Origin of the sequence: Actinomadura sp. 3N508 (assembly GCF_044326375.1) — a bacterium.
GTDB lineage: Bacteria > Actinomycetota > Actinomycetes > Streptosporangiales > Streptosporangiaceae > Spirillospora.
The window spans coordinates 239,597-264,191 of sequence record NZ_JBIRAX010000002.1 but is presented as its reverse complement, the minus strand read 5'-3'; the positions used below and the strand labels follow the sequence as shown (position 1 = coordinate 264,191).

The 24,595-nt window shown below is 73.1% G+C and carries 19 protein-coding genes; 13 read left to right on the top strand and 6 right to left on the bottom strand.

The genetic code is table 11. The annotated features are described in order from the left end of the window. Nucleotides 1-122: 122 nt before the first annotated feature. Together ligA and ACH34S_RS07530 are read right to left on the bottom strand one after the other, a co-directional pair. Nucleotides 123-2,114 (bottom strand): NAD-dependent DNA ligase LigA, encoded by a 1,992-nt coding sequence (ligA, locus tag ACH34S_RS07535; RefSeq protein ID WP_395951697.1) that lies wholly within the window; start codon nucleotides 2,112-2,114, stop codon nucleotides 123-125. Nucleotides 2,115-2,179: 65 nt separating this feature from the next. Further along, nucleotides 2,180-3,151: a GlxA family transcriptional regulator gene (locus ACH34S_RS07530; RefSeq protein WP_395951696.1), complete on the bottom strand. Its 972-nt coding sequence runs from the start codon at nucleotides 3,149-3,151 to the stop codon at nucleotides 2,180-2,182. Between the two features lie 72 nt (nucleotides 3,152-3,223). On the opposite strand from ACH34S_RS07530, the gene ACH34S_RS07525 reads away from it, so the two are divergent. Beyond that, nucleotides 3,224-4,444, top strand: coding sequence for an MFS transporter (locus ACH34S_RS07525; RefSeq protein WP_395951695.1), 1,221 nt, complete (start codon nucleotides 3,224-3,226; stop codon nucleotides 4,442-4,444). On the opposite strand, the gene ACH34S_RS07520 is transcribed toward ACH34S_RS07525, so the two are convergent. Then, nucleotides 4,400-5,317: a carbon-nitrogen hydrolase family protein gene (locus ACH34S_RS07520; RefSeq protein ID WP_395951694.1), complete on the bottom strand. Its 918-nt coding sequence runs from the start codon at nucleotides 5,315-5,317 to the stop codon at nucleotides 4,400-4,402. The genes ACH34S_RS07525 and ACH34S_RS07520 overlap by 45 nt on opposite strands. A 123-nt stretch (nucleotides 5,318-5,440) precedes the next feature. Between ACH34S_RS07520 and ACH34S_RS07515 the strand changes: the two genes are divergently transcribed. The 12 genes from ACH34S_RS07515 (at nucleotide 5,441) to ACH34S_RS07460 (ending at nucleotide 18,554) form a co-directional block, all read left to right on the top strand. Further along, nucleotides 5,441-5,932 (top strand): hypothetical protein, encoded by a 492-nt coding sequence (locus ACH34S_RS07515; RefSeq protein ID WP_395951693.1) that lies wholly within the window; start codon nucleotides 5,441-5,443, stop codon nucleotides 5,930-5,932. 34 nt (nucleotides 5,933-5,966) lie between these two features. Then, complete coding sequence (locus ACH34S_RS07510) at nucleotides 5,967-6,539, top strand: DUF6506 family protein (protein WP_395951692.1); 573 nt, start codon at nucleotides 5,967-5,969, stop codon at nucleotides 6,537-6,539. 104 nt (nucleotides 6,540-6,643) lie between these two features. Further along, a complete protein-coding gene (locus tag ACH34S_RS07505) occupies nucleotides 6,644-7,393 on the top strand; it encodes an SDR family oxidoreductase (RefSeq protein WP_395951690.1) in 750 nt (249 codons plus the stop codon). Nucleotides 7,394-7,432: 39 nt separating this feature from the next. Further along, the gene (locus ACH34S_RS07500; RefSeq protein ID WP_395951689.1) at nucleotides 7,433-7,666 is read left to right on the top strand and encodes a hypothetical protein; all 234 of its coding nucleotides are present in this window, start codon (nucleotides 7,433-7,435) and stop codon (nucleotides 7,664-7,666) included. A 195-nt stretch (nucleotides 7,667-7,861) separates the two neighbouring features. Further along, nucleotides 7,862-8,461 (top strand): sigma-70 family RNA polymerase sigma factor, encoded by a 600-nt coding sequence (locus ACH34S_RS07495; RefSeq protein WP_395951688.1) that lies wholly within the window; start codon nucleotides 7,862-7,864, stop codon nucleotides 8,459-8,461. A 191-nt stretch (nucleotides 8,462-8,652) separates the two neighbouring features. Then, nucleotides 8,653-9,615 (top strand): alpha/beta hydrolase, encoded by a 963-nt coding sequence (locus ACH34S_RS07490; protein WP_395951686.1) that lies wholly within the window; start codon nucleotides 8,653-8,655, stop codon nucleotides 9,613-9,615. Further along, entirely contained in the window at nucleotides 9,612-10,337 is a 726-nt protein-coding gene (locus ACH34S_RS07485; RefSeq protein ID WP_395951685.1) for an alpha/beta fold hydrolase, read from the top strand. Before ACH34S_RS07490 ends, ACH34S_RS07485 begins: the two co-directional genes overlap by 4 nt. A gap of 125 nt (nucleotides 10,338-10,462) precedes the next feature. Then, nucleotides 10,463-13,267 (top strand): ATP-binding protein, encoded by a 2,805-nt coding sequence (locus ACH34S_RS07480; protein ID WP_395951684.1) that lies wholly within the window; start codon nucleotides 10,463-10,465, stop codon nucleotides 13,265-13,267. 78 nt (nucleotides 13,268-13,345) lie between these two features. After that, nucleotides 13,346-16,177, top strand: a complete 2,832-nt coding sequence (locus ACH34S_RS07475) for an ATP-binding protein (RefSeq protein ID WP_395951683.1) — start codon at nucleotides 13,346-13,348, stop codon at nucleotides 16,175-16,177. Nucleotides 16,178-16,296: 119 nt separating this feature from the next. Next, complete coding sequence (locus ACH34S_RS07470) at nucleotides 16,297-17,064, top strand: SDR family NAD(P)-dependent oxidoreductase (protein WP_395951682.1); 768 nt, start codon at nucleotides 16,297-16,299, stop codon at nucleotides 17,062-17,064. A gap of 112 nt (nucleotides 17,065-17,176) precedes the next feature. Beyond that, entirely contained in the window at nucleotides 17,177-17,533 is a 357-nt protein-coding gene (locus ACH34S_RS07465) for a hypothetical protein (protein WP_395951681.1), read from the top strand. 10 nt (nucleotides 17,534-17,543) lie between these two features. After that, nucleotides 17,544-18,554 (top strand): hypothetical protein, encoded by a 1,011-nt coding sequence (locus ACH34S_RS07460; RefSeq protein WP_395951680.1) that lies wholly within the window; start codon nucleotides 17,544-17,546, stop codon nucleotides 18,552-18,554. Here the strand turns inward: ACH34S_RS07460 and ACH34S_RS07455 are convergent. From ACH34S_RS07455 to ACH34S_RS07445, 3 genes are all read right to left on the bottom strand, one after another. Continuing rightward, nucleotides 18,551-22,987, bottom strand: coding sequence for a hypothetical protein (locus tag ACH34S_RS07455; RefSeq protein ID WP_395951679.1), 4,437 nt, complete (start codon nucleotides 22,985-22,987; stop codon nucleotides 18,551-18,553). The two genes, ACH34S_RS07460 and ACH34S_RS07455, sit on opposite strands and share 4 nt — an antisense overlap. Further along, nucleotides 22,980-23,837, bottom strand: a complete 858-nt coding sequence (locus ACH34S_RS07450) for a hypothetical protein (RefSeq protein ID WP_395951678.1) — start codon at nucleotides 23,835-23,837, stop codon at nucleotides 22,980-22,982. Before ACH34S_RS07450 ends, ACH34S_RS07455 begins: the two co-directional genes overlap by 8 nt. A 147-nt stretch (nucleotides 23,838-23,984) precedes the next feature. Next, entirely contained in the window at nucleotides 23,985-24,557 is a 573-nt protein-coding gene (locus ACH34S_RS07445; RefSeq protein WP_395951677.1) for a glycoside hydrolase family 25 protein, read from the bottom strand. Nucleotides 24,558-24,595 lie beyond the last annotated feature (38 nt).

Below are 24,595 nucleotides of genomic sequence, written 5' to 3'. Positions count from 1 at the left end.
CGGGAAGCTATGCCGTAATGTCCGGCCCCCGCAAGCATGATGTGAATTTCACATTTCATTCTATAAAGACTGAATGCCGGGGCCGCCGTCCTTCCATTCCCGAACGCGGCGCCTTCGCGAGGTCAGATGACCCCGGCTTCGGCGAGCCACCGCCAGAGTTGTTCCTGGTCGACGACGGTGACCCCGAGTTTTTCGGCCTTGCCGGTCTTCGAGGCGCCGACGTTCTCGCCGGCGAGGAGGTAGTCGGTGGTGGCCGAGACCGAGGAGGCGGTCGTCGCCGCGGCCTGCTCGACCAGCCGCGTGACGTCCGGGCGGCTGATCTTCGCGCCCGAGCGCGGGTCGGTGAACGCGCCGGTGATCACGACCGCGCTGCCCTTGAGCGGGGAGTCGCCCGCGGCCGCCTTGTCGACCGGGCGGTCCTCGTCCAGGACGTCGAGGTTCACGCCGCGCTCGCGCAGCGCCGCGATCTCATCCCGGACCTCGGGGCGCGCGAAGAAGGCCACGACGCTCTCGGCGACCTTCGGCCCGATGTCGCGGATCGCGACCAGGTCGTCGACCGTGGCCGCCGCGACGTCCTCGATGCGCTCGTAGCCGGCCAGGCACAGCCGCTTGGCGGTGCCCTCGGACGCCATCGGGATCGCCAGCCCGATCAGCGCCCGCCGCAGCCCCATCCCCTTGGACGAGGCGATCGAGTCGACCATGTTCTTGGCGCTGACCTCGCCCATCCGCTCGTAGCCGAGCAGCTGCTCGGCGGTCAGGTCGTAGAAGTCGCTGCGGCGGCGGAGCACGCCCTCGTCGGCGAGCTTCTCGATCCACGTGTCGCCGACGCCCTCCATGTCGGCGGCCGGGCGCGAGGCCCAGTGCATCAGCCGCCGCGTCGCCTGCGCCGGGCACTGCAGGTTCAGGCACCAGCGCTCCTCGCCGGTGCCGCGGACCTCAAGCTCGGACCCGCATGACGGGCAGCGCTCCGGCGGGACGATCTCGACCTCGCTCCCGTCGCGCTTCTCCGGCAGCGAGCGCCCGGCGAACGGGATCACGTCGCCGCGCCGCACGACCGCGACCGTGTCGCCGATCCGCAGATCGCGCTCGCGGATCAGGCGCGGGTTGTGCAGGGTGATGTTCTCCACCGTCACGCCGCCGACGAACACCGGCGCGACCTTCGCGCGCGGCGGGACCCGGCCGATCTTGCCGACCGGCCACTCGACCGACAGCAGCGTCGTCAGCTTCTCCTCCGGCGGGTACTTGAACGCGATCGCGCCGCGCGGCTCGGCGCTGTTGAACCCCGCCGCCTCGAACGCCGCGGGCTCGTGCAGCCGCACCACCGCGCCGTCGATCTCGTAGTCGAGCCCGTCGCGGCGGGAGCCGATCTCGTGGATCGCGTCCATGACCTCTTCGACGGTCGTGCACACGTACTGGGCGACGGGCTCGAAACCCGCCGGGTCGTCGATCGCGACGCCGTCGCGGTCGGTGCCGAACGCGAAGAACCGCAGCAGCCGCTTGGCCTGCGCCGCCGCCTCGGGGTCCTTCAGGACGAGCGTGCCGGCGGCGCCCGAGCGCGGGTTGGTCAGCGGGCGCTCCGGGTGGGCCTCGTTGTAGGCGGTCCACACCGAGCGCAGCATCACGGCCTCGCCGCGGACCTCGACGCGTCCGGGCGCGTCGATCTCGAGCGGCAGGCCCGGGATCACGTGCCGCACCTTCGCGGTCACGAGCTCGCCGACGGTGCCGGTGCCGCGCGTGGCGACGTAGTCGAGCTTGCCGTCCACGTAGACGACGCTGAGCGAGAGCCCGTCGAGCTTCTCCGACACGCGGAAGACCTGGCCGCCGAACCGCTCGCAGAACGTGCGGATCTGCTCCTCGCCGGTCGCCTTCGCCAGCGACAGCATCGGCCGCGCGTGCCGGACGGTCGGCCCGGTCAGCTCCGCCGGCGCGTTGACCTTGCCGAGCGGGCTGTCGGGCGGCTCCAGCTCGGGATGCTCGGCGACGAGCGCGGCGAGCTCGTCCTTCAGCGCGTCGTAGTCGGCGTCCGGCACGGGGCTGTCACCGGCGCCGTAGTACAGGTCGTTCAGCCGCTTGACCTCGGCGGCCAGCTCCGCGATGCGTTCTCCAACGTCCACCCCTCGATTAAACGCGATGCCACCGACAGCGGTGATCGTCCGTGGTGACGGCGGGCGCCGGACGGTCAGCGGAAGGAGCTTCGGTAGGCGGCCGGGGTGGTGTGCAGGGCGGCGTGGAAGCGGCGGCGGAGGTTGACCGCCGAGGAGAGGCCGACGCGGGTCGCGATGGTCTCGACGGGCAGGTCGGTGTCCTCCAGCAGGGCGCGGGTGGCGGCGAGGCGGCGTTCCAGCAGCCACCGCGCGGGCGGGACGCCGAGCCGGCCGGTGAACTGGCGGGTGAGGGTGCGCGGGGAGACGCCCGAGAAGGCCGCCATGTCCTCGACGGTGATCTGCTTGTCCAGGCGGGAGAGAAGCCATTCGAGCAGGGGCGCCAGGGAGTCCGGCATGGGGCCGGTGGTGGGCAGCGGAGGGTACTGGCGCTGGCGGCCCTCGCGGTGCGGCCCGGCGGCGAGCTGGCGGCCGATGCGCATCGCGTGCGCCGCGCCGTGCTCCTGGAGGACCTGGTGCAGGCACAGGTCGAGCGTGGCGGCCGAGGCTCCGGCGGTGGCGATGTCGCCGTGGTCGACGTAGATGACGGTGGCGTCCTGGACGACGCGGGGGTGCCGGGCGGCGAGCTCGGCGGCGAGCTCCCAGTGGACGGACGCGCGGCGCCCGTCCAGCAGCCCCAGGGCGGCGGGAATGAAGATCCCGGCGGCGACGGCGACGATGCGGGCACCGCGCGCATGGGCCCGGGACACCGCGTCGAGGACACCGGGCGACGCGACGAACGTCCAGCCCGCGATCACCACGGTGTCCGCCTCGTCCATGGCGTCGAGCCCGCGCTCCACCTGGATGGGGACGCCGAGCGTGGTGCCCAGCGAGCCGGGATTCTCGGCGCACAGAACGAAGCTGTAGTGCTGCGGGATGTCGGGCCCGTGATAGCCGAAGACGGCCGAAGCGGACGTGACCGGATAGAGCTCCTGATGAGGCGCGACCAGGGCGACCACGCGATGCGGCCCGACCGGCTCAGGGGGCGTTTCCGGACAGTCCAGCGGCATGGCGCAAATGTACCTAATGATGTCATCTGGGACACCAGTGACCTGACCTGGCACGACCCAGGATTGGGGATCATGTGGACGAGGAACTTCACCCTCTACTTCGGCGCCCGCACGATCTCGCTGCTCGGCGACGCCATGATGCCCGTCGCCTCGGCGCTGGCGGTCGGCGAGGTCTACGGGATCGCGGGCGTCGGCTACGTGCTCGGGCTCTGGACCGCGTCCGCCGTGCTGGTCATGCTGTTCGGCGGGGTCGTCGCCGACCGGATCGGCGCCCGCCGCGTGATGATCGGCGCGGACGCGGTCAGGGTCGGCACCCAGGGCCTGGTGGCCGTCGCCTTCCTGGACGGCGCCCCGCCGTACGCCCTGCTGCTGGCGATGGCGTTCCTGTCGGGCACGGCCGCCGGGATGTTCGAGCCCGGCGTCGGCGGCATGGTCCCGCTGGTCGCCAAGGACCCCCAGCGCGCCAACGCGACGCTGAAGATCGCGGAGGCGATCACCCACCTGACCGGCCCCGCGCTGGCGGGCGTCCTCATCGTCACCGCCGGCCCGGTCGTCGTCTACACGGTGGACGCCGCGACGTTCCTGGTCAGCGGCGTGCTCCTGCTGCTGATCAGGGTCACCGTGCCCAAGTCCGCCCCCTCCAACGTGCTCGGCGACCTGCGTCGCGGCTGGGACGAGTTCAGGGCGCGGAGCTGGATGTGGTCGGTCATCCTGGTCTGGGTGTTCTGGGGCGTCCTGGTGATCGGCCCGTCCGTGCCGCTGGCGTCGCAGGTCATCGGGGACGACTACGGCTGGGTCATGGCGGCGCTCGGCCTCGGCACCGTCCTCGGCGGCCTGGTGGCGATCAGGCTCCGGCCGCGCAGGCCGCTCGCCGCCGGTGCGGTCGCGGTGATCGCGTACCTGCCGGTGCCGCTGACGATCGCGCTCGGCCTGCCGCTCCCGCTCCTCATGGCGGGGCACCTCCTCGGCGGCTCCGCGCTGGCGTTCTGGTCGGTGATGTGGTCGACCAGCGTCCAGACGCAGGTCGCGCCGGACGTCCTGAACCGGGTCAACGCCTACCAGATCGCCGGTTCGGTCGCGGGCATGGCGGCCGGGCAGGCGCTCGCGGGCCCGGCCACCGCACTGATCGCCCCGCGCACGTTCATGCTGGTCTCGGCCCTGACGACGATCGCCGTCGTGGCGGCCCTGCTGCTGATCAAACCGGTCAGGCGCCTGGGCCGCGACCCCCAGCCGCCCGGATGGCGGCTTTCAGTCGAGGAAATCCGTCGAGACGCGACGGCGGTCAACCTGTAGGTGGAGGATGTCGGCTCGGGCGTAATGGCCTGCCGGGTCGAAGTTGTGGCGTTCGGCGCGGACGACGGCAGGGTCGATGTCGGCGGTGACGAGGCATTCCTCGCCCGAGACCGGAGGAACGACCCATTGCCCGTCCGGGCCTGCGATGGCCGAGCCGCCGTCGTAGCGGGAGGCGCGGTCGGCGAGCCGGTCGTGGAAAGGGAAATCGGCGGGGATGTCGGCATAGGACAACAGAGCGCCGGCGGCCAGCGAGTAGACGCGGCCTTCCCGGGCGATGAACCGGGTGATGTCGCCGGTGAGCCCGGACGACCCGGGCCAGACCGAGACGTGCAGGCTCTCGCCCTGGGCGTAGAGGGCGTGGCGGGCCAGCGGCATCCAGTTCTCCCAGCAGATCAGGCCGCCGACCGCGAAGCCGCCGACCCGATGAGTCCGCAGGCCATGACCGTCGCCGATGCCCCAGACCAGCCGCTCCTCATGCGTGGGCATCAGCTTCCGATGGACGCCGACGATCCCCTCACCAGGAGAGAAGGCCACGAGCGAGCAGTAGACGGTCCCGCGAACACGCTCGGTGATACCCAGATAGGTGAAGACGTTCAGATCGCGGGCGGCCTCCGCGATCACGCGCAGCTCGGGCCCGTCGACCTCGACGGCGGCGTCCAGATAGGCGGCATAGGCGCGTTTCTGGTCCGGGTCGTCGAACCGCGCCCCGCCGGTCTGCTCGACCCAGAACGGATACCCCGACAGGAACGTCTCGGGAAACGCGACCAGCTCGACGTGGTCGGCCGCGGCCCGCTCAAGGAACTCCACCACCTTGGCGACCCCGGCAGCGGAATCGAGCCATGGACACCGAGCCTGAGCCGCAGCGACGCGCATGCCAGTGATCTTCCCAAATATCCCCCGACACCCCAACCACTCGCGTGGGGAAAATCAAGTGGTTCCTCCGGGCGGCTGCGGTCATTCTGGGGCAGAGAATGGCCCATTGGCCGAGGAGGAATGGTGAGCAAGACGGTGCCGGTGGAGTACAACGATGTCTTCTTCTGGGCCTACGATGTCGCGTTCCAGATCCTGTGTGTCGAGGCGGCGCGGGTCGGCGCGGAGACGCCGGCGGACGCGCGGCCCGGGTGGTGGGCGGACCTGGAGAGGAACCTGCTGGATCATGCCGCCGTGGGCGCCAACTGGGCATTCTTGCTCGACGACTACACCGATGAACAGCGCCGGCTGCTGCTGGACTCCTTCACCGAGGCGGCACGCCGTGTCGAGGCTCGCGGCGGTGTCAGCCTGGCGGAGGTGGAGACCTGGGATGAGGTCGAGGGGGACGCGGCGAGCTGGTTGCGGCATGCGGAGCACATCGATGCCGCCCCCCTCGTCGAGCTGGCGGCGGCGCTGGTCGATCTGGAGGCCGGCACGCTTCCCCCTGATCCGCCGGGAGGTCACTGGTTCTACGGACTCCCGCAGGGACGGATCGTCCAAGGCGACCGGCCGGGTTGACCTCAAGCCTTGTTGAGGTGGCAGCGTTCTGGGCATGAGCGGAGACAAGGTGATCATTTACGAGGAGACCGGCGCCGACCCCACGATCGATGTCATGACCGTCCAGAACGGCAGCGGACGCACGCGCGTGCGGGCCGTCGGCAAGCAGGAGGAGATGGTCGAGCTGGTGTCCCGGCTGGTCGGCGAAGGGGTGACCCAGGTCGAGATCTGCGGCGCGTTCGGTGCGGTGTGGCACGCCGCCGCCGGGCGGGCGGCCGGCGGGAAGGTGCCCGTGGGCGCCATCTACTACGGGTTCGAGTCGCTCACCGGCGTCGCCTCGTACAAGGCGCGTTTCGAGGACGGGGACGTGCTGTCGGAGGCGTTCATCATCGTCCACGAGGGCGCCGACCCGTCGAGCGACGTGATCGTCCGCGAGCGGTCCGACGGCGGGAGGACGACCCTCGTCGCGGTCCCGGACGAGGCCACCGCCGGCGAGGTGGCCGAGGCGATGGCCGGCGACCTCCAGCTGATCGAGCTGTACGGCGCTTCCGGCCCGGAGGGCGCCGAGCCGGTCATCCGCGCGGTGGACGGCCGGGTCCCCGTCGGCGTCAGCGGCTACCGCCGCTAGGGGTTGAAGATCTTTCCGCGAGGCTGTCACAGGTCGGCGGGGTCGGCTGTCTTAGCTGGCGACCGGGGGTGGACGGACGCCCCGGCTGACTGGAGGGCTCGCTCATGAAGATCGTAATTATCGGCGGTACCGGCCTCATCGGATCGAAGCTCGTGACGAAGCTCGGCGAGCGCGGTCATGAGGCCGTGGCGGCCGCGCCGAACACCGGCGTCGACACGCTCACCGGCAAGGGCCTCGCCGAGGCGGTGGACGGCGCGTCCGTGGTGATCGACGTGTCCAACTCCCCGTCGTTCGAGGACGCCGCGGTGCTGGACTTCTTCGAGACCTCGACCCGCAACCTGCTGGCGGCGGAGGCCGCGGCCGGGGTGGGGCACCACGTCGCGCTGTCGGTGGTCGGGACCGGGCGGCGGCCCGACATCGGCTACTTCCGGGCGAAGCTCGCCCAGGAGAAGCTGATCGAGGAGTCGCCGATCCCGTTCTCGGTCGTCCACGCGACGCAGTTCTTCGAGTTCGCCCGGCGCATCGCCGACGGCGCGACGGACGGCGGCGCGGTCCGGATGCCGCCCGTGGCCTTCCAGCCCATGGCGGGCGACGAGGTCGCCAAGGCCGTCGGCGGGGCCGCGCTGGGCGCGCCGCTGAACGGCGCGATCGAGATCGCGGGTCCCGAGCGGTTCCAGATGGACGAGTTCTTCCGCACCGCCCTGGCCGCCTGGGGCGACCCGCGCGAGGTCGTCACCGACCCGCACGCGCACTATTTCGGCGCCGAGCTGAACGAGCCGGACCTCGTCCCGGCCGGGGACGCGACCCTCGGCGAGATCACCTACACCGACTGGCTGAAGAGCAACGCGCGCTGACCACGGCCGCGACCGGTTCGAGCGAGGTGTGGAGAAGAGATGAGCACTACGAGCGGTGACGACGGCTTCGAGGTCGAGTTCGTGGCCGAGATCGAGGCGGAGCTGAGCCTGGCCGAGTCGAGCGGCCCGGAGGAGGCCGCGGCCCTGCCGGTCTCGCAATGGCTGTTCGACCCCGTCGACGTCGAGCGGGAGGAGGTCGGGCTCCGCAACCTCCTCGACGCGGCCGAGGAGCTGGAGGGCCCCCGCGGCGACGGCCGGAGCGGGACGTCCTGAGCCGTCCGCCTGGCGCCGGTGCCCGCATGACGTCGGCTTCCTCGCCTCGCCCGTGCCCCGGTGCCGCGCGCCCAGGGGGTGCGCGGCACCCCGGGCGGGCCGGCCAGTGAGCCTCCCTGGTGCCCTCCGGTCCCTGGCCCGGCGAGTGTGAACGGTATCGGCAGATCCCGCCGCGCAGCAGGAGGACGACCGTTCATGACGCTCGAACAGGCCACTTCGGAATTCACACGGACGCGCCCGCGCCTTTTCGGCATCGCCTACCGGATGCTCGGCAGCGCCGCCGAAGCCGAGGACGTCGTCCAGGACACCTGGCTGCGCTGGCAGCACGCCGACCGTCCGGCCATCGCGAACCCGGCGGCCTACCTGGCCCTGATCACCACGCGGCTGGCCATCAACATCACCAAATCCGCCCGGTCGCGGCGCGAGATCCACCTCGGCGCCTGGCTCCCCGAGCCCGCCGATTCCGGCGCCGACCCGGCGGTCGAGGCCGAACGGGCCGAGGCGCTCGAACTCGCGCTCCTGCTGCTGCTCCAGCGGCTCACCCCGACCGAGCGGGCCGCCTACATCCTGCGCGAGGCGTTCGACTACCCCTACCCGCGGATCGCGGGGATCCTCCAGGTCAGCTCGGCCAACACGCGCCAGCTCGTGAGCCGCGCCCGCAAGCGGCTGACCGCGGCGCGGCGCGGGCCGATCGACCGGGCCGAGCACCGCCGCCTGCTGGCGGTGTTCCTCAGCGCCGCCCAGACCGGGAACACCGCGGCCCTCGAAGACCTCTTCGCCGCGGAGGTCGCGTGAACGCGCCGCGGATCGTCCACCGGGCCGTGGAAGCCGCCCTGGGCGCCCTCCGATGACGCCGTCCCAGGGTTCTCGCCAGGGTTCCTCCCTGGTGTCCCGGCGACCGGGCCGGGCGACCGTGGGTGGGTAGGGCCCCAGGTAGCGACGGGAAAGGCCGGCAGATCAACCAAAGTTTCGGAAGGGGAGCACCGATGAGTGAACACGTGCTGGAGCCTGCGGCGCAGGAGCTGGCCGACGCCACGTCCAAGCCGCCGTTCCTGTACGAGCTGGGCGCCGAGGGGGCCCGCAAGGTCCTGGACGACCTCCAGGCGGGACCGGTCGGCATGCCGGAGATCGACGAGAAGTGGATCACCGTGCCGGCCGAGGTCGGTGACGTGCGGGTCCGCATCGTCAGGCCGGCCGGTGCCGGGGACGGGCTGCCGGTCGTGCTCTACATGCACGGCGGCGGATGGGTGCTGGGCAACGCCGGCACGCATGACCGCCTGGTCCGCGAGCTGGCCACCGGTGCACATGCGGCCGTCGCGTTCGTGGAGTACGACCGTTCGCCCGAGGCCCGGTACCCGGTCGCGATCGAGCAGGGCTACGCCACCGCCCGGTGGCTCACCGCGCACGGCGCCGCCGAAGGGCTGGACACCGCCCGGATCGCGGTCGCCGGTGACTCGGTCGGCGGGAACATGGCCGCCGCGCTGGCCCTCATGGCCAAGCGGCGGGGTGATGTGACCTTCGTCCAGCAGTCGCTGTACTACCCGGTGACCGACGCGGGGCAGGACACCGCGAGCTACCGCGAGTTCGCCCACGGCCCGTTCCTGACGGCCAAGGCCATGGCCTGGTTCTGGGACGCCTACACCACCGATCCCGCCGAGCGCGCCGAGATCACCGCCTCGCCGCTGCGCGCCACCCTCGGCGAGCTGGCCGGGCTGCCGCCCGCGTTCGTGATCGTGGACGAGAACGACGTGCTGCGCGACGAGGGCGAGGCCTACGCCCGGCGCCTGACCGAGGCGGGGGTGCCGACCACGAGCGTCCGCTACAACGGCACGCTGCACGACTTCATGATGCTGAACCCCGTCCGCGACACGCACGCCTCACGGGCCGCCACCGCCCAGGCCGTGGCCGCCCTCACGTTCGCCCTGCACACCGATGAGGAGAACCGATGACCACCAATGAGCAGCCCGTCGTCGTCCTGGTCCATGGCGCGTTCGCCGAGTCGGCGAGCTGGAACCGCGTCATCCGGCGCCTGCACGGCCACGGGCTCCAGGCCGTCGCCGCCGGCAACCCGCTGCGGAGCGTGGCGGGCGACGCCGCCTACGTGCGCGATGTGATCAACGGGATCGGGCGCCCGGTCGTCCTGGTCGGCCACTCCTACGGCGGCATGGTGATCACCCAGGCGGCGGCCGGGTTGGCCGCCGTCCAGGCGCTGGTCTACGTCGCGGCCTTCACGCCCGACACCGGCGAGAGCGCCCTGCAGCTGTCCGGCAAGTTCGAGGGCAGCACCCTGGGCGGCGCGCTGGCCGCGTATCCGCTCGCGTCCGGCGGCAACGAGTTCCGGATCGCCGACGAGAAGTTCCACGCCCAGTTCTGCGCCGACCTGGACGCCGAGGAGGCCGCGCTGATGGCGGCGACGCAGCGGCCGGTGACGGAGAAGGCGCTGACCGACGGGCTGGAGGTGAGCGAGCCCGCCTGGCGCGCCAAGCCGTCCTGGTTCGTCCTCGGCGACCTCGACCTCAACATCCCGGCCGAGCTGATCCGGTTCATGGCCGGGCGGGCCTCCGCGCGGGGCGTCCGGGAGATCGCCGGGGCGTCCCACGCGGTCGCCGCGTCCCAGCCGGAGGCGGTGACCGCGGCCATCCTCGACGCCGTCCGCGACGGGCAGGGCTGACCGGAGCCCTCCACCGGCCGTGGCCGCCTCCGGCCCGGCCGGTGGATCACCTTCGGCGGGGGATTTCCCTGGCGATCATCGTGGGTCACGATGGGGTCCTGACATGCGGTCGACCAGGGGCGGCCGTGCCGAAGGCGGTCATGGTGGAACAGCGCAAGCAGGGGGACGGCGCCGCGCTGCTCGGGCGGGCGGCGGAGTGCGCCGCCGTCGACGGGCTGCTCGCGGCCGTCGCCGCGGGCGAGAGCCGCGTGCTCGTCGTCCACGGCGTCGCCGGAGTCGGGAAGTCGGCGCTCATCGAGTACGCCGAGAGCGCGGCGGAGGGCATGCACGTTCTCCGCGCGGCCGGCGTCGAGTCGGAGATGGAGCTGCCGTTCGCCACGCTGCACCAGCTGTGCGCGCCGCTGCTGGACGGCCTCGCCCGGCTGCCCGCGCCGCAGCGCGCCGCGCTGGAGACGGTGTTCGGGATACGGGCGGGGGCGCCGCCCGAACGGTTCCTGGTCGGGCTGGCGGTGCTGAGCCTCCTGTCGGACGCCTCCGAGCAGCGGCCGCTGCTCTGCGCGGTCGACGACGCGCAGTGGGTGGACCATGCGTCGTTGCAGGTCCTGGGCTTTGTGGCGCGGCGGCTGCTGGCGGAGTCGGTCGCCTTGCTGTTCGGCGTCCGGGAGCGCTCCCGGGACCTGCTCGGCCTTCCCGAACTGGAGATCACCGGCCTCCGCGACGCCGAGGCGCACGCCCTGCTGGACTCGGTCACCTACGGGCGGCTCGACCGGCTCGTCCGCGACCGGATCGTCACCGAGACCCGCGGCAACCCCCTCGCCCTGCTGGAGCTGCCGCGCGGCCTGAGCGTGACCGAGATGGCGGGCGGGTTCGGCCTCCTCCGCGCCGACGCGCCGCCAGGCCGGACCGGCACCCTGCCGGGACGGATCGAGCAGAGCTTCCTCACCCGCATCGGCGCCCTGCCCGAGCAGGCCCGGATGCTCCTGCTGATCGCCGCGGCCGAACCGGTCGGCGACCCGGCCCTGGTGTGGGGTGCCGCCGAACGGCTCGGCGTGACACCGGCGGAGGCGCTCGCCGACGGGACGCAGGAGTGGCTGTCGCTGGACGCCCGCGTGACGTTCCGCCATCCGCTCGTCCGGTCGGCGGTGTACCGGTCGGCGTCCAAGGACGACCGCCGCGCCGTGCACCTGGCGCTGGCGGAGGTCACCGACCCGGAGGCCGACCCGGACCGCCGCGCCTGGCACCTCGCGTCAGCGGCGGCGGCGCCCGACGAGGCCGTCGCCGCGGAGCTGGAACGGTCGGCGGACCGGGCGCAGGCGCGCGGCGGGCTGGCCGCCGCGGCGGCGTTCCGGCAGCGCTGCGTGGCGCTGACCGTTGACGCGTCGCGCCGCGCCGAGCGCGCGGCCGCCGCCGCGGACGCCACCCTCCAGGCCGGCGACCTCGACGCCGCGCGCCGCTACGCCGAGATCGCCGAGCGGACCGCCGGGAGCGAGTTCCAGCGCGTCCGGGCACGGCTGATCCGGAGCCGGATCACGTTCGCGGCCGGGCTGAACCAGGAGGCGCCGCCGCTGCTGCTGGAGTCCGCGCGGCGGCTCGAACCCTTCGACATGGCTCTCGCCCGCGAGACCTACCTGATCGCGTGGGGCGGCGCGGCGCTGATCGCCGCGCACTCCGACAGCCTGATGGCGATCTCGGAGGCGATGCGGGCGCTGCCGCCCCCGGCGGGCACCCCGCACGCGCTCGATCTCGTGCTGGAGGGCTACGCGCTGCTCGTCACCGAGAGCCGGGCCGCCGCCGTCCCCGTGCTGCGGCGGGCGCTGGCCGCGCTCGCGGACCTCCCGGCGGCCGAGGTGCTGAAGTGGGGCTGGGTCGCCAACGCCGTCAGCGCGGCCGTCTGGGACGACCGGGCGATGCGCGTCCTCGTCGGCCGGGTCGCCGACGGGGTGCGCGCCGCCGGCGCCCTGACCGAGCTCCCGTTCTCGCTGACCTCGCTGGGGATCGCGATCTCCTGGACTGGCGACCTCGCCGCCGCGGACTCGATCGTCGCCGAGATCGAGGACGTCTCCGCGGTGACCGGGCTGCCCATCGCGCCGCACGTCGGGCTCAGGCTGAGCGCTCTGCGCGGCCGGCCGGACGAGGCCGAGGCGCTGATCGCCGCGACGATCGAGGAGGCCGGCGCGGGCGGCCAGCTCATGGGGGTCACGGTCGCCCAGTGGGCGGCGGCGGTCCTCTACAACGGGCTCGGCCGCTACGGGCAGGCGCTGTCGGCGGCGCAGGTCTGCACCCGGATGGCCGAGCTGTGGGTGTCGGTGTGGGCGCTGCCCGAACTGGTCGAGGCGGCGGCGCGCGCCGGGGACGGCGACGTCGCCCGCACGGCGCTCGACGATCTGGCGGGCGCGGCGGAGCCGTCCGGCACGGACTGGGCGCTCGGCGTGCTCGCCCGCTCCCGCGCGCTGCTGAGCGACGGGCCGGACGCGGAGGCGCTGTACCGCGAGGCGATCGAGCGGCTGGACCGCACGGAGCTGCGCCCCGAGCTCGCGCGCGCTCACCTGCTGTACGGGGAGTGGCTGCGCCGCGGGCGCCGGCGGGTGGAGGCACGGAACCAGCTGCGCACCGCGTACGAGATGTTCGTGCCGATCGGGATGGAGGCGTTCGCGGAGCGTGCGCACCGTGAACTGCTCGCGACGGGCGACAGCGTCCGCAAGCGCGCGGTCGAGGCCGCGTCCGGCGAGGAGCTGACACCGCAGGAGCGGCAGATCGCGCTGCTCGTCCGGGACGGCCTGTCCAACCCGGAGGTCGGCACCCGGCTCTTCCTCAGCCCGCGGACGGTCGAATGGCACCTGCGCAAGATCTTCGCGAAGCTGTCGATCACGTCCCGCAGGCAGCTGCGGGACGTCCTGCCGCCCAGCGACCACGCCCTCACCCCGGGCTGATGAGCGCACCGAACCCTCCATTCCGGACATAATTGGCCGTCTTGGCAACATTTGTCCGCAATAGAGGTCGGGTGGCGGGTGGACCAGCGCGCACGCGGGGCCGGGCACGGAGAGAACGTCGAACTGCTCGGCCGGGGCCCGGAGCGCGCCGCCCTCGATCAGCTGCTCGCGGCCGTCCGCACCGGGCAGAGCCGCGTGCTCGTGGTGCACGGCACGGCCGGCGTCGGGAAGTCGGCGCTGCTGGAGTACGCGGAGCGCGCCGCGACCGGGGTGCAGGTGCTGCGCGCGGGCGGGGTCGAGTCCGAGGTGGAGCTGGCCTTCGCCACCCTCCACCAGCTGTGCGCGCCACTCCTGGGCCGGCTGGGGGAACTCCCCGGACCGCAGCGCGACGCTCTGGAGACGGTGTTCGGGACGCGCGAAGGGCCCCCGCCGGAACGCTTCCTGGTCGGGCTGGCGGTGCTGGGCCTGCTGTCGGCGGCGTCCGGGGAGAGCCCCCTGCTGTGCGCGGTCGACGACGCGCAGTGGATGGACCGGGCCTCGGCGCAGGTCCTCGGTTTCGTCGCCCGCCGGCTGCTGGCCGAGTCGGTCGCCCTCGTCTTCGCCGCCCGGCAGCGGCCCAGGGACCTGCTCGGGCTGCCGGAACTGGAGGTCACCGGGCTGAGCGACGCCGACGCCCACACCCTGCTGGACTCGGTGACGCACGCCCGGCTCGACCGGCCCATCCGCGCGCGGCTCGTGGCCGAGGCGCAGGGCAACCCGCTCGCCCTGCTGGAACTGCCGCGCGGGCTGACCGTGACCCAGATAGCGGGCGGATTCGGTCTCCTGCATGCCCGCACCCGGCCGGGACGCGCCGGCACGCCGCCCGGCCGGCCGGACACCCTGCCGGGACGGATCGAGCAGAGCTTCCTCGCCCGGATCGACGACCTCCCCGAGCAGACCCGCACGCTCCTGCTGATCGCCGCCGCCGAGCCGACCGGCGATCCCGCCCTCGTCTGGCGGGCCGCCGAACGGCTCGGGATCGACCCGGCCCCGGCGCTGGCGAGCGGGACGGACGGCCTGCTGGTGTTCGACGCGCGGGTGATCTTCCGGCATCCGCTCGTCCGGTCGGCCGTGTACGGGGCGGCGGAGGAGCGGGACCGCCGCGCGGTGCATCTGGCGCTGGCGGAGGTCACCGACCCGGAGGCCGACCCGGACCGCCGCGCCTGGCACCTGGCGTCCGCGACGGTCCTGCCGGACGAGGCCGTCGCCGCCGAGCTGGAACGGTCGGCGGACCGGGCGCAGGCGCGCGGCGGGCCGGCCACCGCGGCGGCGTTCCTGCAGCGCTCCGTCGCGCTGACCGCCGATCCCGCGCGGCGCGCCGAACGCGCCTTGGCGGCCGCCGACGCCGGCTTCCGCGCGGGCGACCTCGACGTCGCGCGCAGGCTCGCCGGCATCGCCGACCGGGACGCCCAGGACGAGTTCCAGCGGGCGCGGGCCCACCTCGTCCGCGGCCACCTCACCTTCGCGGCGGGCTTCAACAACGACGCGCCGCCGATGCTGCTCACGGCCGCGCGGCGTCTGGAGCCCTTCGACCCGGCGCTGGCACGGGAGACCTACCTCGTCGCCTGGGGCAGCGCGTCGTTCGGGGCCGCGAACCGCGACAGCCTCATGGCCGTCTCCCGCGCGATGCGGGACCTGCCCGCACCCGAGGGCGCCCCGAGCGCCCTGGACCTGGTGATCGCCGGCTACGCGCTGCTCATCACCGACGGCCGGAGCGCCGCGCTGCCCACACTGCGGAAGGCGCTGGCCGCGCTCGCCGGCCTGCCGATGCGGGACGTCCTGAAATGGGGCTGGGCCGCCTGCGGCCTGACCGGGCTCCTCTGGGAGGACCGGATCATGCCCGAGCTGCCCGCCCGCGCCGTCGAGGAGATCCGCGCCGCCGGAGCCCTGTCCGAGCTGCCGATCTACCTCCACGCGTGGGGGATACCGGTCACGCTGACCGGCGACTTCGCCACCGCGGACGCGATCGCCGCGCAGGCCGACGCCGCCACCGCCGCGACGGGCGTGCCCATGACGCCGCACACCCGGGTCCTGCTGGCGGCGATGCGGGGCGGGCGCCCCGAGGCGGAGGAGCTGATCGCCGCCACGATCGAGGAGGCGGCCGCCGGCGGCCAGCTGAACGGCGTCGCGTCCGCTCAGCGGGCGGCGGCGATCCTCTACAACGGGCTCGCCGACCATGAGCGGGCGCTGCCGGCGGCGCGGGCCGCCGTCCAGAGCGCCAACGTGCTCAGCGCCCAGTGGGCGCTGTCCGAGCTGGTCGAGGCGGCGGCGCGCACCGGGGACGGCACGTCCGCCCAAGGGGCACTCGACGACCTCGCGGGCGCGGCGGGACCCTGCGACACGGACTGGGCACAGGGAATCCTGACCCGCTGCCGCGCCCTGCTGAGCGATGACGCGGCCGCGGACGGCCTCTACCGCGAGGCGATCGAACGGCTGGGCCGGACGATCCTGCGCCCCGAACTGGCCCGCGCCCACCTCCTCTACGGCGAGTGGCTGCGCCGGAACGCCCGGCGCGACGCCCGGCCGGACGCCAGGCGCGACGAGGCGCGGACCCACCTGCGCACCGCCTACGAGATGTTCGTGTCGATCGGGATGGCGGCGTTCGCCGAGCGCGCCCGGCGCGAGCTCCTCGCCGGCGGCGAGACCGTCCGCAGGCGCAAGGCCGAGAGCTCGGCGGGCGAGGCGCTGACGCCGCAGGAACGGCAGATCGCCCTGCTCGTGCGGGACGGCCTGTCCAACCCGGAGGTCGGGGCCCGCCTCTTCCTGAGCCCCCGCACCGTCGAGTGGCACCTCCGCAAGATCTTCACCAAGCTCGGGATCACCTCCCGCAGGCAGCTCCCCGGCACCCTCCCGCACGGCGAACCCGGCTGACGCACTCCCTGGCCCGGCCCGACCAGGGAGACACCCTGGTGCGGCCCGGCGGCCCTCCTGGCGAGCCTTGCCGTACCGGCGTTCGCGCCGAGCCGACCGTGGGAGGGAGTGAGGCCGCCGTGGCCGAACAGCCGCTGGACGGAGCCGTCGCGCTCGTCACCGGCGCCAGCAGCGGGATAGGTGCCGCGACCGCGCGGCGCCTGGCCCGGGAGGGCGCGGCGGTCGCGCTGGTCGCCCGCCGCGGCGACCGCCTGGACCGGGTCGCGCGCGACATCACCGGATCGGGCGGGCACTCCATCACCGTGGCCGCCGACATCACCGAGCCCGAACGCGCCGAGCACGCCGTGCAGCAGACGCTGGACCGGCTCGGCCGCCTGGACGTGCTCGTCAACAACGCCGGGATCAGGCTCCTCGGCTCGGCGCTGCACACCACCGTGGCGGAATGGGACCGGATGGTCTCGCTCAACGTGGCGGCGCTGCTGCACGTCACGCACGCCGCCGTCCCGCACCTGATCTACGCGGCGTCGACGTCGCCGCGGGAGGTGGCCGACCTGGTGAACGTCGGTTCGGCGGCCGGCCCGGCCGCCTGGCCGGGCAGCAGCGTCTACAGCCTGACCAAGTCGGGCCTGAACGCGTTCGCCGAGTCGATCCGGCGGGAGCTCGCCGCGGACGGGGTCCGGGTCAGCGTGGTGGAGCCGGGCGCCGTCGACACCGAGCTGATGGACCACCTCAACGAGATCACCCAGGACGCGGCCCGCCGGCAGGTCGCCGGGATCGAACCGCTGCGGCCGGACGACGTCGCGGACGCCATCGGCTACATCGTCACGCGAGAGCGCCGGATCGCCGTCAACCAGATGACGGTCCGCCCCGGTGACCAGAGCTGGTGACAGAGCCGGTGACCGGACCTGGTGACCGGACCTGGCGACCCAATGACGCCGTTCCTGTCCCTCGATACGGTGAATCGGGCGGAACGGGCGAGCGGGAAGCGAGCGGCGGGCGATGGGTCATGGCGAGTTCTACACCACCATCGCTCAGGTCTTTCCCGTGCTGCTGCTGGCCTTACTCTGGGACTCCCGGTATTTGGAGAATCTGCGCGTCCGGCCTCGGCCGTCCCGGCGAGACGACCCGGTCAACGGCGTGTGGTTCTGGACGAAGGGCCGCGTCCGCGTCTACGTCATCACGGTCTCGGTGGTGATCGTCACCGGGCTCGCCGCCGCGGTGTCGGCCCTGGCCGGGATACTCCCCGACAGCGCGATCCTTCGGATCCTGCTCGTTGGCGCTTTGCTCTTGACCCTGGTCACGCTCGTGGTCCGCATCTGGACAGAGGTCACGCACGCGTCCCGGTCGTCGGCCTAGGGGAGGCCCCATGGACGGCGCTCCCATCGTGTTCGACAGCCGGGCGCTCAGGCCACCGCTGCGGGCGCGCATGTCGCATGCGTGGAGAGCGGCGGCCGACCGGCTGCTCGCGGGCCTGATGACCACGATCGTCCTCGGCGCGGCGTTCTGGACGGGCGTCGCCATGAGAATGGTGGAGGACGGCGCGCCGGGCATCGGCGCGGAGGTTTCGGCGGCGGCGTCTGGCCGGCTGGTCGAGATGGCTCCGGTCATCGCGGTGGCCGGCCTGATGCTGACCCTCCTCTCCCCGGGCACCGTCCACCACGTCGTCTACGCCGTCGCCGGAACCGGGTGGCTGGGATTCTCGATGGCGGATCTGCCCGCCCCGCCGGAGGCGCTCACCCTCCCGATGGCCGCGCGGGACGAACTGCTCACCGTCGTCGGCTGGACCGGCTGGTCCGCGATGCTGAAATCCGTGGCACTGATGCTGTTCGCGCTCTACGTGGCCCGGAGGGCGACCGCCGACACGCGCTGGCGGTTCGTCTCCGAGCATGCCCCGGCCTCCAGAACGCCGCGGCTCGGACGGCTCTTCGGCGACCGCTTCCGGTGGCGGACCCCGCTGTGGGCGGCGCACGCGGCCCCGCTCACGCTGCTGGTCGAGGCGGGCCTGCTGTGGTCGCTGCTCATCGTCCGGGCCGGGCTGGACGGCTCGGGGACGATCGATCAGCGCAGCATGGACCTCGTGGCGTCGGGCTTCACCGCCTGCTGGCCGATCGTCCTCCTGTTCATCGCCCTCCCCTTCGGCCGCCCCGAGTGGGAACTCCCCGGCCTCTTCGGCTTCACCCTGGGCGTGACCGGGATCATCGGCGTGTTCGCGCCCTTGCGGGACGGGACGCCATGGGCCGGGCCGCCGTGGCTCGGCGACCTGGCCCGCGACGCCACCTCGCAGCTGGTGGGCGTGTCCTGCTGGGCGGGGGTGATCGGCGTCGTGGCGTCCTTCGCCGCGATCCAGGCGACGCGGTGGCTGTACGGCTGGCGCTAGCCCGGCGCCGGGCCGGGACCGGGGACGGGGTCGGTCTCCAGGGTGAGGCGCAGGCAGGAGATGCCGTGCGCCGTGCCGGCCACCAGCAGCCCGTCCGGTTCCATTTCGATGCTGTGCAGGGGCACCTCCAGGTCGATCCACGCTGCCAGGTCGAGCAGCACGGCGGTGCGGTGGCGGATCGAGCCCATCGACATCTCCCAGGCCATGACGACGCCCCGGTCGTTCGCCGTCACGATGATGCTCCGGCCATCGGTGAGGGACGCGGTCGCCAGATGGGAGGCCCTCGCGGGGATCCGGTCCATACCCAGCGGAACGACCCGGCCGGTGCCGAGGTCGATGATCTGCATGGTGCCGTTCTGGAGCAGCACGACCGCCATCCGGGCGGGGTGTGCGCCGGTCAGGAGGCGGACCGCGGCCGCGCGGAGGGACATCCGGCGCGAGAGGGATCGCCACCGGCGGAACGAGCGCAGTCTCCGGCGCCGGAAGGTGGTGAGGTTCCACACGCAGACGCGGCCGTCGGTTCCGGCGGTCACGGCGATGGGCCGCCCGCGGTGGTCCCGGCCGCAGTCCACGTCGGCGGCCCGGCCCGCGTGCCCGTGCAGCCTCTTGCGGAACGACCATCCCGGCAGGTCCCACGCGAGCGAGAAGTCGCCGTGGCCCGAGGTCACCAGCGCGACCGTCCCGTCATCACGTTTCAGGGAGGCCGTCCTGATGGCCCAGCTGCGGGGATGGATGCCGACGGCGCCCTTCGGTTCGCCGGTCCCGGCGTCCCAGATCCGCGCCGCTCCGTCCGTCCCGAAGGCGACGGCGGCGAGGCGGCCTGCCCCGTCGTCCACCAGCGCGACGGTGGACGACCCCGGCGCGTCGGGTCCCGCGAGTTCGGCCCGGACGGCCCCGCGTTCGGCCTCCCAGAGGAGGACTCCCGCCGCGCCCAGCGAGAGCAGGACGCGGTCACCACCGGGGAGGGTGCCGACGGTCACCCGGTAGACGGGGGACGACCGGCCGGGCCGTTCGCCCGGTGCGGCGCGCGCGATGGCGTCCAGGTCCCACAGGCGTGCCGAGCCGTCGTCGCTCACCGTCACGATCACGCTGCCGTCGTCGACGGCGGCCGCGGCGACCTCCGCGATCCGGGCCGTGTGCCCGGAGAGCGTGGCCTCCCTCTCGACGCCGTCCACGGTCAGGCCGATCCGCAGAGCGTGGCGGTCGTCGGTGTAGACGCCGCCGATGCCGCCCGGCCCGGCCGTCTCGCCGGAGACGAGGTCGATGACCAGCTCCTCGGCACGCTCGGCCGCTCCCACCAGGGGTTCCGCGTCCGGGTAGTGGCGGGCGACGAGCTTCTGGACGCGTCTCGTGACCGCCCGCATCTCCCGCTGGCCGGCTCCGCTGGAGAGCGCTTCCGCGCTGTAGATCTCGACGTTGCGCACCAGATCCACGCAGCGCACCCGCCTGCCGAAGATGAGCGCCGCGACCGGTCTCTTCGCGGCGTCCCGGAAGTAGACGGTGTCGGCGACGAGGAACGTCGCCTTGCCGGGAGGGATCCTGGTCACGGGGACCAGCGACTGCCCGGTCGCCACATCCCAGTACTGGAAGGCGGTCTGCGGGCCTCTCGGACGTCGCATCAGCAGGACGGGGCGGCGGCCGCGCAGCTCCCCGAAGGCGACGGGCTTCCAGAACGGGCCCGTGTCGCGGAGCACGCTCAGCCGTTCTCCCGAGCGAAGGTCCCAGATCGCCGCGGGGCATCCCTTGCCGCCGACGAACGCGGCGAGGCGACCGTCCGCCAGGCGCCCGCACAGCAGCACCGGGTCGGGTTCGGTCAGCCAGGCCACCGCGCGCCGCCGCCAGGACGCGGGGAGGATGGGCTCGTGCGGCGTCCACGTGCCGAGGTCCAGGCGGTGCAGCTTGAGGTCGGCGCCGAGGACGGCCACCAGACCGGGCCCGCCGGGCGAGGCGACGGCGCGGACCGAGAGCAGCGGCGCGCGGCCGAGGTCCCGGTGGGCCAGCGGTTCGGCGGTCCGCAGATCCCAGACGTGGAGGGAGCCGTCCCTTCCGGCGGTGATCGCCGTGGGCGGTTCCATGGCCGGGACCGTGACCGAGGCGATCGCGGCGTGGCCCGGCAGGACCCGGTGCGGATGCTCCACCGGCCACTGCGCCCAGTCCGTGCTCCAGGGGCGGGCGATGGGGCAGGCGCGGACGTGCGCGACCAGCGCGCCGGCGCCGAGGCGGTGCCCCCACAGCTCCAGGTAGGAGAGCCGCTCGGGGACGGTGGCGTCCCGCATGAGATGGAGCGTCCGCTGGTAGGCGGCGGCCGCCCCGGTCTCCGCCGGGGCGGTGAGCGAGGGGAGCGCGGCGATCACGGCGGCGGAGGCGGCCGTCGCGAGGTAGAGGCCGTCGGTGATGAACCGGCCGAACGTCCCCGCCGCGCTCGCGTGCGTCGCGAGGTGCGCCCGCGCGTAGGCGGGGGCGCGGGTCCAGTCGCGGTGTCCGGGCGCGAGCTCGGGGGCCCGGCTTTCCAGGAACGTGACGAATGCGCCGTGCACGTCGCTGTCGGCCTGGCCCATCCGCAGGTACTCGGCCAGCGCGAGATGGTAGAGGCGGTAGACCGACGAGCCGTCTTCCAGGGCCTCGATGACGTAGGCGCCGGCGTTCTTCATCAGCCAGACGATGTCCTCGTCCGTGTGCATCCGGCCGCTGAGCTCCGAGGCCAGCGGAGCCCACGTCCCCGCCCAGGGCAGGCCCGCCCCGTGCGCGTACGCGAGGGGACGCAGCAGCTCCCTCGCCCGCTCCGCGTCGGGGCCCAGCCGGGTCTCCAGGTCCTGGTGCATGGCGTCCGCGGCCGTCGCGGGCAGCGATGCCCGCCAGGCGGGGTCGGCCGTGTCGGGGATCCCGTCGCCGGCGGCGAGCGTGCGGGAGACGATGAGCGCGACGAGGAAGGACCGGCCGGCCGCCGCCACGGCCGCCGCGACCGGCTCCACCACCTCGTCGGGCACGTCGCGGAACGGGGAGCCCGCGGTGCTCTCGCGCAGGCACCGCGTCGCGTACCGGCGCAGGCTCGGCCCGTCGGCGTACTCGGGCGCGTCCAGGTCGAGCGCCTGCTCCGGCTGCTCCGCCCGGACCAGCCGGTGGACGAGATGTTTCCGGGTGCCGAGGACGAGCCGTAGCCCGCCCGGCTCCGCGCCGCGGATCAGCGGCCGGAGCAGCCAGGTGACGACATGGTCCGGATCGACGGTCTCGTCCACCGCGTCGATGATCGCGACCAGCCCGCCGCGCTGCCGCACGCCCCGGAGCAGCTCGCCGGGCGTGGTGGCGTTCACCTCGGCCGCCGCCGCGAGCGCGGCCAGGATCTGGCCCGCGGTCTTGCCGCGGGCGTGGACGGGCACGTCGATCGACCCGGCGGCGGGGACGGTATGCGCCGGAACCCCGTCGAGCGGGACCGTGGACCGCTGCCCCGGGTCGCTGAGCACGGCCAGCCTGGCCAGCACCGCGGACTTGCCCGAGCCGGGGCCGCCGGTCACGACCCGCAGCGTCCCCGCGGCGGGATCCGACAGCCAGCGGGTGAGCTCGCCCAGCGCCGCGTGCCGCCCGACGAACCGCCAGGCGACCTCGGACGGGACGTCCACGCCGCGCGCCCGGGGGAGGAAATGGCTGCGCAGTTCCTCCTCGCGCGCCGCCTGTTCCACCATGATGAGCTGGGAAAGGACGTCGAAGCCGTGCAGCCGCGGTTCGTAGCGCGGGTTGGCGAAAAAACGCTGGTTCTCAGCCGAACTGAAAAGCGTGCTGCACGAGATGGTCTGCCACGTTTTCCTGTTCGGGCTGGTGCTCATGTAATCGGAGAGCGCCTGCGGGGCGAGGTAACGCGGTTCGTGCCCGGCGGTCGCCCGATGGTGGACGGCCTCCTTGAACAATGCCGCGAAGTCGCCCGGCCGTATCTGTTCGAGGGGATGGGCGCCCGTCAGCACCATCAGCGTCTTGTCGGTGGAACGGCCGCTCGCCTCCATCCCCGCCGTGAGGGACTGGGCGCCGCCGCGTCCGGCGAAGCACGTGTCGATGATGAGCAGGAGGCTTTTCAGCTCCGTGTCCAGCAGCGCCGCCTCGACCAGATCGGCCGTCAGGAGCGTGCCGAGAAGCTTGTCCCCGGTAGCGTCGCCCATCCAGAGCCGGTGGCGGCCGGTCCCGATGTCGCCGTGCCCGGTGTGGTAGATCACCAGCAGATCGTCCGGCGTGCAGCGCACGCAGAATTCCCGGACGCCCTTCACCATCTCCTCTCTGGTCGGATCGATGCCGAGCCCCGGAACCCGCTCGTAGCCGAATTCCCCGACCAGCAGGTCGGCCATGAGCGCGACGGATTCGACGATGAGGTCGCCGCTCTTCTCCAGCCCGGCGGTCACGCCCGTGGCGATGAGATGCCTTCGGACCTCCCGTCCCGGCTCATCCACCCATGCCCTCCGCGATCACCCTGCCGGTGGCCTCATCGGTCAGATAGGCGCGCATGTCGTGGGCCTGCGACCCGTTGTGCACCCGGATCTGCCTGACCCGGTCGCCGAAGAACGGACGGATATCCTCCACGACCGCGACGACGTCGCCCGCGTCGGTGATGTTCGTCCAGCTCCCGACTCCGCCGGGCCAGTGCGCCCGCACGGTTCCGTCCTTCTCGCCGGGGGCGGGACGCAGCCGGTCGAGCACCAGATGCCGCAGCCCGAGCGGCGAACCCAGCGTGACGAGCGTCGTCACCGGCCATTCAGGATGGGCGCACAGAGCCTCGTACGCGACCACCGACCCGAGCGAATGCGCGACGATGACGCGCGTCCGGGGCGTCACGGCCGCGGCGACCTCCGCCTGCGCCGCGGCGCGGAGGGCGTCGTCGGTGAAGTACCGGCGGACCTGTTTCAGATCGCCGATGAAGGCGCGCTCGCCGACGCCGCTCCAGAACCGCGACATGGCCAGCGCGTACAGCGCCTTCTGCACCCATGCCGGGCTCCGGAAAAGCGTCTCCTCACCGGGCGGAACGACACGGTCGTCGACCTCGCCCGCGCGTTCCCACAGGGCCGAGAGGAGTTCCTGCTCGTAGCCCTCTTCGACGTCGTTGGCGTCGAAGTAGGCCTCGGGCCCGAGAACCTCCGCCTCCGGACGGAACAGCCTGCCGTAACCGGCGACCGTGACGTCTTCCGGGACGACGTCCCGTCCCGCGAACCGCAGGCCCTGCCGCAGCGCGGGGAACAGCCGCGCGTGCAGGGTGACGGAACCGTCCAGTTGCTTGCCGATTCCGTGCACCAGAACGATCGACATCAGATCACCTAGGAAAAGAAGAGGGCCCACCCGCTGCGTCTGAAGGACCACCCTGGCCCCGGCGATCACCTTTCTTCAAGTGACCCGGTCACAACTGGCCACTACCGGTGACCGGCCGCCGTTCCCGCGCAGCTCGTGGGCCCTCCGTCAGGCGCCCGACGCCCATTCCTTCAGCGCGTCCTTGGACTCGAAGTCGGCGACGTTCTTGTCGAGCGGCTTGGAGGTGTACTGGTGGAAGAGCCACTTGTCCTTGATGAGCGGGTCACCGGCCTCGCGGTAGTCGGCGATCCAGAGCCCGTCGGCCTTGTAGTCGCCGGTGCCCTTCCTCGTCCACAGGTCGCGGTTGCAATAGAGGATCAGCCGGTGGCCGGGGCGGAGCTTCTTCACCTCGCGCAGGAACTTGTCCTTCTGGGCGCTGGTGGCGCGGCGCCCCTTCGGGTCGGTCTCCCAGTCCAGGGCCAGGATGTCACCGTCCGCGGCGCCGCAGTTCTCGACGAAGTACCGGGCCTGCGCCTTGATCCGGGCGAGCTTCAGGCCCCGCCGGCCGAGCAGGAAATGGTAAAACCCGACCACGCAGCCGTCCCGGCGGGCCTGCTCGGCCTGCCGGGCCCGCTTGGGGTTCTCGTAGGTGCGGCCCTCGGTCGCCTTGACGATCACAAAGTCCAGCCCCTCGGAATCGAAGGAGGGGTTGTGGGACGAGACGTCGATGCCGTGCAGCATGACGGCCCCCTTTCGGCTCTCAAGCCGACCCCCTGTAC

What these genes read in the sequence shown, in the direction of transcription:
- ACH34S_RS07505 (WP_395951690.1), top strand. Translation starts at nt 6,644, where the DNA reads ATGAAGATCGTAATTATCGGCGGTACCGGCCTCATCGGATCGAAGCTC.
- ACH34S_RS07510 (WP_395951692.1), top strand. Translation starts at nt 5,967, where the DNA reads ATGAGCGGAGACAAGGTGATCATTTACGAGGAGACCGGCGCCGACCCC.
- ACH34S_RS07530 (WP_395951696.1), bottom strand. Translation starts at nt 3,151, where the DNA reads ATGCCGCTGGACTGTCCGGAAACGCCCCCTGAGCCGGTCGGGCCGCAT.
- ACH34S_RS07465 (WP_395951681.1), top strand. Translation starts at nt 17,177, where the DNA reads ATGGGTCATGGCGAGTTCTACACCACCATCGCTCAGGTCTTTCCCGTG.
- ACH34S_RS07485 (WP_395951685.1), top strand. Translation starts at nt 9,612, where the DNA reads ATGACCACCAATGAGCAGCCCGTCGTCGTCCTGGTCCATGGCGCGTTC.
- ACH34S_RS07445 (WP_395951677.1), bottom strand. Translation starts at nt 24,557, where the DNA reads ATGCTGCACGGCATCGACGTCTCGTCCCACAACCCCTCCTTCGATTCC.
- ACH34S_RS07525 (WP_395951695.1), top strand. Translation starts at nt 3,224, where the DNA reads ATGTGGACGAGGAACTTCACCCTCTACTTCGGCGCCCGCACGATCTCG.
- ACH34S_RS07490 (WP_395951686.1), top strand. Translation starts at nt 8,653, where the DNA reads ATGAGTGAACACGTGCTGGAGCCTGCGGCGCAGGAGCTGGCCGACGCC.
- ACH34S_RS07495 (WP_395951688.1), top strand. Translation starts at nt 7,862, where the DNA reads ATGACGCTCGAACAGGCCACTTCGGAATTCACACGGACGCGCCCGCGC.
- ACH34S_RS07450 (WP_395951678.1), bottom strand. Translation starts at nt 23,837, where the DNA reads ATGTCGATCGTTCTGGTGCACGGAATCGGCAAGCAACTGGACGGTTCC.
- ACH34S_RS07500 (WP_395951689.1), top strand. Translation starts at nt 7,433, where the DNA reads ATGAGCACTACGAGCGGTGACGACGGCTTCGAGGTCGAGTTCGTGGCC.
- ACH34S_RS07460 (WP_395951680.1), top strand. Translation starts at nt 17,544, where the DNA reads ATGGACGGCGCTCCCATCGTGTTCGACAGCCGGGCGCTCAGGCCACCG.
- ACH34S_RS07520 (WP_395951694.1), bottom strand. Translation starts at nt 5,317, where the DNA reads ATGCGCGTCGCTGCGGCTCAGGCTCGGTGTCCATGGCTCGATTCCGCT.